This window comes from Staphylococcus sp. HMSC14D10 (assembly GCF_001808125.1).
Lineage (GTDB): Bacteria > Bacillota > Bacilli > Staphylococcales > Staphylococcaceae > Staphylococcus > Staphylococcus haemolyticus.
Window position 1 is genome coordinate 47,569 of sequence record NZ_KV792240.1, and the last position, 8,908, is coordinate 56,476.

At 32.5% G+C, this 8,908-nt stretch carries 9 protein-coding genes; 8 read left to right on the top strand and 1 reads right to left on the bottom strand.

Annotation, left to right across the window (positions count from 1 at the left end):
* Window position 1 precedes the first annotated feature (1 nt).
* The 6 genes from rlmN to HMPREF3134_RS03365 all read left to right on the top strand — a co-directional run bounded on the left by rlmN (window position 2) and on the right by HMPREF3134_RS03365 (window position 6,236).
* Complete coding sequence (gene rlmN / locus HMPREF3134_RS03340; RefSeq protein ID WP_011275982.1) at window positions 2-1,096, top strand: dual-specificity RNA methyltransferase RlmN; 1,095 nt, start codon at window positions 2-4, stop codon at window positions 1,094-1,096.
* A 5-nt stretch (window positions 1,097-1,101) separates the two neighbouring features.
* Complete coding sequence (locus HMPREF3134_RS03345) at window positions 1,102-1,845, top strand: Stp1/IreP family PP2C-type Ser/Thr phosphatase (RefSeq protein WP_070440704.1); 744 nt, start codon at window positions 1,102-1,104, stop codon at window positions 1,843-1,845.
* On the top strand, window positions 1,842-3,869 hold the full coding sequence (gene pknB / locus HMPREF3134_RS03350; protein ID WP_070440707.1) for a Stk1 family PASTA domain-containing Ser/Thr kinase: 2,028 nt from the start codon (window positions 1,842-1,844) through the stop codon (window positions 3,867-3,869). Before HMPREF3134_RS03345 ends, pknB begins: the two co-directional genes overlap by 4 nt.
* 198 nt (window positions 3,870-4,067) lie before the next feature.
* Window positions 4,068-4,943, top strand: coding sequence for a ribosome small subunit-dependent GTPase A (rsgA, locus tag HMPREF3134_RS03355; protein ID WP_070440710.1), 876 nt, complete (start codon window positions 4,068-4,070; stop codon window positions 4,941-4,943).
* Complete coding sequence (gene rpe / locus HMPREF3134_RS03360; RefSeq protein WP_037552315.1) at window positions 4,943-5,587, top strand: ribulose-phosphate 3-epimerase; 645 nt, start codon at window positions 4,943-4,945, stop codon at window positions 5,585-5,587. Before rsgA ends, rpe begins: the two co-directional genes overlap by 1 nt.
* Before the next feature lie 7 nt (window positions 5,588-5,594).
* A complete protein-coding gene (locus HMPREF3134_RS03365; RefSeq protein ID WP_070440714.1) occupies window positions 5,595-6,236 on the top strand; it encodes a thiamine diphosphokinase in 642 nt (213 codons plus the stop codon).
* A gap of 61 nt (window positions 6,237-6,297) precedes the next feature.
* Here the strand turns inward: HMPREF3134_RS03365 and rpmB are convergent, their stop codons facing one another.
* Entirely contained in the window at window positions 6,298-6,486 is a 189-nt protein-coding gene (gene rpmB, locus HMPREF3134_RS03370) for a 50S ribosomal protein L28 (protein WP_011275976.1), read from the bottom strand.
* A gap of 268 nt (window positions 6,487-6,754) precedes the next feature.
* On the opposite strand from rpmB, the gene HMPREF3134_RS03375 reads away from it, so the two are divergent.
* The gene (locus HMPREF3134_RS03375; protein ID WP_011275975.1) at window positions 6,755-7,123 is read left to right on the top strand and encodes an Asp23/Gls24 family envelope stress response protein; all 369 of its coding nucleotides are present in this window, start codon (window positions 6,755-6,757) and stop codon (window positions 7,121-7,123) included.
* A gap of 20 nt (window positions 7,124-7,143) precedes the next feature.
* Window positions 7,144-8,802 carry a fatty acid kinase catalytic subunit FakA gene (gene fakA / locus HMPREF3134_RS03380; protein ID WP_070440716.1) on the top strand — a complete coding sequence of 553 codons (1,659 nt, stop codon included), beginning with the start codon at window positions 7,144-7,146 and terminating at the stop codon, window positions 8,800-8,802.
* Window positions 8,803-8,908: the final 106 nt, after the last annotated feature.

Genomic DNA, 8,908 nt, shown 5'->3' on the forward strand with positions numbered 1-8,908 from the left:
GATGATAACTACTGAAAAAAAGAAGAAAAATAAATTCTTGCCTGATTTTGAAAAACAGTCGATTTACTCATTAAGATATGATGAAATGCAAGAATGGTTAGTAGAACACGGCCAACAAAAATTTAGAGCCAAACAAATATTTGAATGGTTATATCAAAAGCGCGTAGATAGCATTGATGACATGACAAATTTATCCAAAGATTTGCGTCAAGTTTTAAAAGATAATTTTGCAATGACAACTTTAACTACTGTTGTTAAACAAGAAAGTAAAGATGGAACAATTAAATTCCTATTTGAACTACAAGATGGCTATACTATTGAAACCGTATTAATGCGACATGACTATGGAAATTCAGTTTGTGTGACAACTCAAGTTGGTTGTCGTATCGGTTGTACATTCTGTGCCTCAACATTAGGAGGCTTAAAACGTAATTTAGAAGCAGGAGAAATTGTTTCACAAGTCTTAACAGTTCAAAAAGCATTAGATGCAACTGATGAACGTGTATCCCAAATTGTTATAATGGGTATTGGTGAACCTTTTGAGAATTATGATGAAATGATGGATTTCTTACGTATTGTTAATGATGACAACAGTTTAAACATCGGTGCACGCCATATTACAGTTTCAACATCAGGTATTATTCCACGTATTTATGATTTTGCCGAAGAAGACATTCAAATTAACTTTGCCGTAAGTTTGCATGCAGCTAAAGATGAAATTCGATCTAAATTAATGCCGATTAACAGAGCATATCATGTAGATAAATTAATGGAAGCAATCAAATATTATCAAGAAAAAACAAATCGCCGTGTGACATTTGAATATGGATTGTTCGGTGGCGTAAATGATCAACTAGAGCACGCACGTGATTTAGCACATCTTATTAAAGATTTGAATTGTCATGTTAACTTAATCCCAGTTAATCATGTTCCAGAACGAAATTACGTCAAAACACCTAAAGACGATATTTTTAAATTTGAAAAAGAACTAAAACGATTAGGTATTAATGCTACAATTAGAAGAGAACAAGGATCAGATATTGACGCAGCATGTGGACAATTAAGAGCGAAGGAACGACAAGTAGAAACGAGGTAATCACAATGCTAAACGCACAATTTTTCACAGATACTGGACAACATAGAAATAAAAATGAAGATGCAGGAGGTATTTTTTATAACCAAACCCAACAACAGTTATTAGTATTATGTGATGGTATGGGTGGTCATAAAGCGGGGGAAATTGCAAGTCAGTTTGTTACTTATGAACTTCAAAAACGTTTTGAAGATGAGAATTTTATAGAGTATGAACAAGCCGAAACTTGGTTGCGTTTTAATTTAAAAGAGATTAATCGTGAACTATTTGAATATGCTCAAACTAATGAAGAATACAAAGGTATGGGTACAACATGCGTTTGTGCCCTTGTATTTGATAAACAATTGGTAGTGGCCAATATAGGGGATTCTAGAGCCTATCTAATTAACTCTAGAGAAATTGAACAAATTACTTATGATCATTCGTTTGTAAATCATTTAGTAATGACAGGTCAAATAACTGAAGAAGAAGCTTTTACACACCCGCAACGTAATATTATTACTAAAGTAATGGGGACAGATAAACGAGTGAGTCCAGATATATTTACAAAACGTTTTAATCATTATGACTTTATAATGTTAAATTCTGATGGCTTAACGGACTATGTTAGAGGTGAAATTATTCATGAGTCTTTCAATGAATCATTATCATTAGAAGAACATGGGGAGCAACTAATTCAATTAGCATTAAATCATGATTCAAAAGATAACATCAGTGTCTTAATAGCAGCTATTGAAGGTGATCATCTATGATTGGAAAGATAGTTAGTGAACGTTACAAAATAGTAGATAAGCTTGGTGGCGGGGGTATGAGTACCGTTTACTTAGCAGAAGATACCATTTTAAATCGTGAAGTAGCGATTAAAGCAATCTCTATTCCTCAGAATGAAAAAGAAGAAACGATGAAGCGTTTCGAACGTGAAGTTAACAATGCGACACAACTTTCACATGAAAATATTGTTGAAGTATATGATGTTCAAGAAGATGAAGAGTTCTTCTTTCTAATTATGGAATATATAGATGGACCTACCTTATCAGAATACATACATAGCCATGGACCTTTAAGTGTAGATACAGCTATTGATTTCACGAATCAGATTTTAAAAGGTGTGGCTCAAGCACATGAAAAACTTATCATACATAGAGATATAAAACCTCAGAACATTTTAATTGATAAGAATAAAACATTAAAAATTTTTGACTTTGGAATTGCAAAAGCGTTAAGTGAAACATCTATGACACAGACGAATCATGTATTAGGTACAGTTCAGTATCTCTCACCAGAACAAGCTAAAGGTGAAACTACGAATGAAGCAACTGATATCTATTCCATTGGTATTGTTCTTTACGAAATGTTAGTTGGTGAACCGCCTTTTAATGGTGAGACAGCCGTTAGTATCGCAATAAAACATATTCAAGATTCAATTCCAAATGTAACGGAGTTAAGATCTGAAATACCTCAATCACTTAGTAATGTCGTACTTAAAGCAACGGAGAAGAAAACCTCTGATCGCTATCAAAGTGTTAAAGATATGAAAGAAGATTTAAGTAGTGTGCTTGTCTCTAGTCGTGCTAATGAAAAGAAGCATTCTATTGAAGAAGATGAGACAAATACAGTATCGATTGATAGACAAGATATTAAAAGTAAAATAAAAGAAGAAAGTGAACAAAAACAAATTGCACAAACGATGCAAATACCGATTGTTAATGAGCATCATTTTCAAACTAGCGAAGCACAAATCTATGAACCACCTAAGAAAAAACGTTCAAAAAAGAAGAAATTCGCTATTGTGCTTATTTTACTTTTATTAGTCGCAAGTTTATTTGGTTTTATAGCGATGGGCATGTTTGGTAGTAAATATGCGGAAATGCCTAATCTTAAAGGTAAAACTGAAAAAGAAGCGGAAAAAATTCTGCGACAATCTCATTTAGAAATTGGTAATATCTCTAGAGATTACAGTGATGATTATCCGGAAAATAAAATAATAAAGACTAAACCAAAACAAGGTGAAAGAGTTAATCAGCATGAAAAAGTAGATATTGTGCTTTCAAAAGGGCCCGAACGTGCTAAAATGCCTAATGTTATGGGCATGAAAAAAGCAGATGCATTAGATAAATTGAAACAATCTAAACTTGATCATGTGACAGTCAATCAAGAATATAATAATCAGGTACCTAAAGGTGCTATAGCTAAGCAAAGTGTTAATCCTGATAGTTATGTTCGCATAAACGATCATCAAATTACTTTAACCGAATCATTAGGTGTTAAAAAGGTATATGTTAAAAATTATGAAAATAAAAATTATCAAACTGCAAAGAAAGAACTTGAAAAAAGTGGTCTGAAAGTACAAATGACAACAGAATCAAGTAATAATGTTAAAAAGGATAATATTATTTCACAAAGCCCTAAAAATACAGAGGTTGAAGAGGGAAGTACAGTACAATTCATTGTTTCAAAAGGAAAAGCATCTTCAAAAGATGAAGACAAAGATTCAGAGAAATCTAAATCTTCTAGTGAAGACAAGTCTGATGATAAACAAAAAGTTAAGAATTATACAGAAACATATCACATCCCATATACGGGAGATGACGAAAGTCAAAAAGTTCAAGTTTACATTAGAGATAAGGACAATAGTGGCACATCTGCTAGCCAAACGTTTAGTATAAAAGATGACAAAACGATAACGATTCCGCTTAAAATTGAGCAAGGCTCAGACGCGGGCTATACGATCAGAGTTGATGGCGATGTAATTGCAGATAAAGATATAGAATATTAAATTTAACCCTTTTAGTGAATGGAATAATGCACATTCGCTAAAAGGGTTTCTTCATGAAAAATATATCGTAAAATTATTATGTAAACTAAAAAATAAATATATTATGATAAATCATCTCTTCAATTCACTTCTGAATATAATAATCTTCAAGCATTTGCTATAATAATTTAATATAAATAATGATTAAGAGGTGTCATTTTGGAAACTGGACGAATTATCAAACTAATTAGTGGTGTCTATCAAGTCGATGTTGATGGAACTTTATATGATACTAAACCACGCGGTCTTTTCAGAAAGAAGAAATTTTCACCAATTGTGGGGGATATCGTTGATTTTGAAATTCAAAACACAAGTGAGGGCTATATTCATCACGTTCACGAGCGTCATAATGAATTGAAACGACCACCAGTTAGTAATATTGATGGCTTAATCATCGTGATGAGCGCTGTAGAACCAGATTTTTCAACGCAATTGTTAGATCGCTTCTTGGTTATAGCGCATTCGTATAATTTAGAGCCGAGTATTCTAGTGACTAAAAAGGATTTAGCCTCTGAAAATGAAATTGAACAAATTAATGCGTGGTTAAAAATTTATAAAGAAATTGGTTACAATACGCAATTTGTAGGTAAGCATACGAATCAACAAGAAGTTGTGGCTACATGGCCTAAAGGGCTCATTGTATTAAGTGGTCAATCAGGTGTAGGTAAATCAACGTTTATCAATGCGTTTAAACCAGAACTAAATTTAGAAACTAATCATATCTCTAAGTCGCTTAATCGTGGTAAACATACAACTAGACATGTAGAGTTGTATGAAAGAGAATCTGGTTTTATCGCAGATACACCTGGATTTAGTGCGCTAGATTTCGATCATATTGATAAAGATGAATTGAAGCATTATTTTATAGAAATGAATCGCTTTGGTGAGGAATGTAAATTTCGAAATTGCAACCACATTAAGGAACCAAAGTGTCATGTCAAACAGCAATTAGAAAATGGTTATTTAGCACAATTTCGCTATGATCACTATATTCAATTATATAATGAAATTTCAAATAGAAAGGTCAGATATTAATGAAGAAAATCTACCCATCACTTTTATCAGCCGATTTTTTAAATTTAGAGAATGAAATTAAAGCTTTAGAAGAAGCACAAATTGATGGTCTGCACTTTGATGTAATGGATGGTCAATTTGTACCTAATATTTCTATTGGTATTCCTATTCTTGATTCAGTTAGAGCAATTACTCAATTACCGATTGATGTTCACTTAATGATCGAACAACCTGAACAATATATTAATACCTTTGCTGAACACGGTGCTGACATGATATCAATACATGTAGAGGCTACACAGCATATTCATAGAGCATTACAAATGATAAAAAATGCCGGAAAGAAGGCTGGCGTTGTAATTAATCCTGGTACACCAGTTGAGTCATTATTGCCAGTACTTGAAATTGTTGATTTTGTACTTGTTATGACTGTAAATCCAGGATTTGGTGGTCAATCATTTATAGAAGCATGTGCAGCAAAAGTGAAAATCTTAAGAGATTTAAGACAATCATTAAATTTAAATTTTAATATCGAAGTTGATGGTGGTATCAACAATGAAACTATTAAAATATGTGCTGATAATGGGGCAGATATGTTTGTTACCGGTTCTTATTTCTTTAAACAGAAAGATTATGGTAAGGTAACACAATTATTGAAAGGCTGATATTGATATGCGAATCAATTTATTATGTAGTGACCGTCATTTGCCATCAGATGTATTAACCGCATTGAAGAAGGACCGCTGGGGCGGGATTGATAGAGGTGCACTTATTCTAATAAATCATTCTATTATTCCAGTTTTCTCAGTTGGAGATTTTGATTCTGTTTCAGAAGAAGAACGTCATCAATTGAAACACGAATTAAATATCAAACCAGTTAAGGCTGAAAAAGATGATACTGATTTGGCATTAGGTGTAGAGGAAGCTGTTAATAGAGGATTTACAGAAATACATATTTATGGCGCAACAGGTGGTAGATTAGATCATTTTATGGGTGTTTTACAAATACTACAAAAGCCAAAATATGTAGAACAAAACATCGTAATTATTGTTGAAGATCTACAAAATGAAATTAAGTTATTGAAGAAAGGTAGTCATGAAATTCATAAATTACAAAATTATCCATATGTTTCATTTATTCCAGTTAGTGATATGGTTGCTTTGTCATTAGTTGGATTTAAATACAATTTGAATCATCAACCTCTTGAAAAAGGATCTACACTTACATTATCGAATGAGGTTAAAGAGAAAATTGCACAAATCGAAGTACATGATGGACAAGTCTTACAAATTAGAAGTAGAGATGCAAATTAAAATTAAGCATAAAAAAATGCCTTCACCACATATGAAGGCATTTTTTAGTGCATTATATTTATTAAACTCTAGTAACTTTACCAGATTTTAAAGCACGAGCAGAAACCCAAACTTTTTTAGGTTTTCCGTCAACTAAAATTCTAACTTTTTGAAGGTTAGCATTAAATCTGCGTTTATTCGCATTTAAAGCGTGTGAACGATTATTACCAGTCGATGCTTTACGACCTGTTACGTAACATTGTTTACCCATCAAAGTACCTCCTTTAATAAATATAAATACACTTGACTACTTATATACTTCAATAAGATACCATATATAAAATTTTAAAGCAACGAAATTAAAGGCGTTTTCTTTAAAAATGTTTTGAAATTTATAATTTATGGTATAATTGTAAGCTGAGGAGTTATGTAATATATTTAAGTAAGTTATTAAGACTTATTTATGGAAGAATCGGTTATTTTCAATTATGAATTTAATTGTAAGTCATTTTTAAACAAATTTCAGGAGGAATATAAAGATGACAATAGAAATCTCAAATGATTATGGTAAAATCGATATCTCAAATGAAGTCATTGCTTCTGTAGTAGGCAGCAAAGCTGTTGAAAGCTATGGTATTGTAGGTATGGCATCAAGACAACAAGTTAGAGATGGCATTGCCGAAATTTTAGGACATGAAAATTATGCTAGAGGCATTGAAGTAAAAGAAAACAATGGTGTCATTGATATAGATATGTATATTATTGTAAGCTATGGTGTAAAAATTTCAGAAGTAGCAAACAACGTACAATCATCAGTAAAATATACACTTGAAAACTCACTAAATGTTAAAGTGAATTCAATTAATATATTTGTACAAGGTGTAAGACTTAATAATAAGGGCAAGTAGGTATAGGAGGACTTAGCAGGATGATTAGCAAAATTAATGGTAAATTATTTGCCGATATGATAATACAAGGGGCACAAAATTTATCTAATAATGCAGATTTAGTGGATTCTTTAAATGTATACCCTGTGCCAGATGGCGACACAGGAACGAATATGAATCTTACAATTACTTCTGGACGTGAAGAAGTTGAAAATAATTTATCTCAAAGCATTGGTGAATTAGGGAAGACATTCTCTAAAGGATTACTTATGGGTGCTCGTGGCAACTCAGGTGTTATTCTATCTCAATTATTTAGAGGTTTCTGTAAAAATATCGAAACTGAAAATGAAATAAATGCGCAACAACTTGCAAGTAGTTTTCAAGCGGGAGTTGATACAGCTTATAAAGCAGTGATGAAACCGGTTGAAGGTACGATCTTAACTGTTGCTAAAGATGCTGCAAAAGCTGCGGTTAATAAAGCCGAAGAAACAGATGATTGCGTTGAAGTTATGGAATATACAATTGCGGAAGCTGAAAAATCATTAAATAATACGCCAAATCTACTTGCCGTATTAAAAGAAGTTGGTGTAGTAGATAGTGGCGGTAAAGGATTACTATGTGTGTATGAAGGCTTCTTAAAAGGATTGACAGGTCAAACTATTGAAGCTAAAAAAGAAAAGTTAAACACAGAAGAATTAGTACATGAAGAACATGATTTCCACGGTGTGATAAATACTGAAGATATTAAATACGGCTATTGTACTGAAATGATGGTTCGCTTTGGAAAAGATAAAAGAGCATTTGATGAACAAACATTTAGAACAGATATGAGTCAATTCGGTGATTCTTTACTTGTGATTAATGATGATGAAATTGTTAAAGTGCACGTACATACTGAAACGCCTGGTGAAGTGTTCAACTATGGTCAAGAGTATGGTGAACTTATTAAATTAAAAGTTGAAAATATGCGTGAACAACATCGTGAAGTGATTAGAAAAGAGAAACTAAATCATCATTCTGAACAGCAAGAAGAATCAAAAACAGTTGAGACTGCGATTATCGCGATTTCAATGGGTGATGGTATTTCTGAATTGTTTACATCTATGGGTGCGACACATATCATAAGTGGTGGGCAAACAATGAATCCTTCAACAGAAGATATTGTGAAAGTAATTGAGCAATCGCAATGCAAACGCGCTATTATTCTACCGAATAATAAAAATATTAGAATGTCGAGTGATCAAGCTGCAACTTTAGTTGAAGCGGATACAGTTGTTATACCTACAACATCAATTCCACAAGGTATTGCGGCATTGTTCCAATACGATCCTTCATCATCACTTGAAGATAATCACTCTCATATGACAACAGCATTAGAATCAGTGAAATCTGGTTCAGTAACATTTGCTGTTCGTGACACTAAAATTGATGGTGTAGAAATTAAAAAAGGCGAATTCATGGGATTGTCAGAAAGCAAAATTGTTACAAGCAATGATGATGAATTTGCTACAGTCACTGGTTTGCTTAAAGCTATGCTTAACGAAGATAGTGAAATTTTAACTATCATTGCTGGTGAGGATGCAAATGATGAAATCTCTGACAAATTAGTAGAATGGGTTGAAAGTGAATACCCAGATGTTGAAGTAGAAGAACATAATGGTGGGCAACCGATTTATCAATATTTATTCTCAGTTGAATAACTAATTACTAAAATAGCTATGAAGTAATCTATGACTATAGAATGCTTCATAGCTATTTTTTATGTTTGAATGCAAAAATGGCGCAATTACCTCTATAATTATTAGC

Excerpts from the sequence above, each read along its gene's own strand:
- rlmN (WP_011275982.1), top strand. The coding sequence starts at position 2 with ATGATAACTACTGAAAAAAAGAAGAAAAATAAATTCTTGCCTGATTTT.
- HMPREF3134_RS03345 (WP_070440704.1), top strand. The coding sequence starts at position 1,102 with ATGCTAAACGCACAATTTTTCACAGATACTGGACAACATAGAAATAAA.
- pknB (WP_070440707.1), top strand. The coding sequence starts at position 1,842 with ATGATTGGAAAGATAGTTAGTGAACGTTACAAAATAGTAGATAAGCTT.
- rpe (WP_037552315.1), top strand. The coding sequence starts at position 4,943 with ATGAAGAAAATCTACCCATCACTTTTATCAGCCGATTTTTTAAATTTA.
- HMPREF3134_RS03365 (WP_070440714.1), top strand. The coding sequence starts at position 5,595 with ATGCGAATCAATTTATTATGTAGTGACCGTCATTTGCCATCAGATGTA.
- rpmB (WP_011275976.1), bottom strand. The coding sequence starts at position 6,486 with ATGGGTAAACAATGTTACGTAACAGGTCGTAAAGCATCGACTGGTAAT.
- HMPREF3134_RS03375 (WP_011275975.1), top strand. The coding sequence starts at position 6,755 with ATGACAATAGAAATCTCAAATGATTATGGTAAAATCGATATCTCAAAT.
- fakA (WP_070440716.1), top strand. The coding sequence starts at position 7,144 with ATGATTAGCAAAATTAATGGTAAATTATTTGCCGATATGATAATACAA.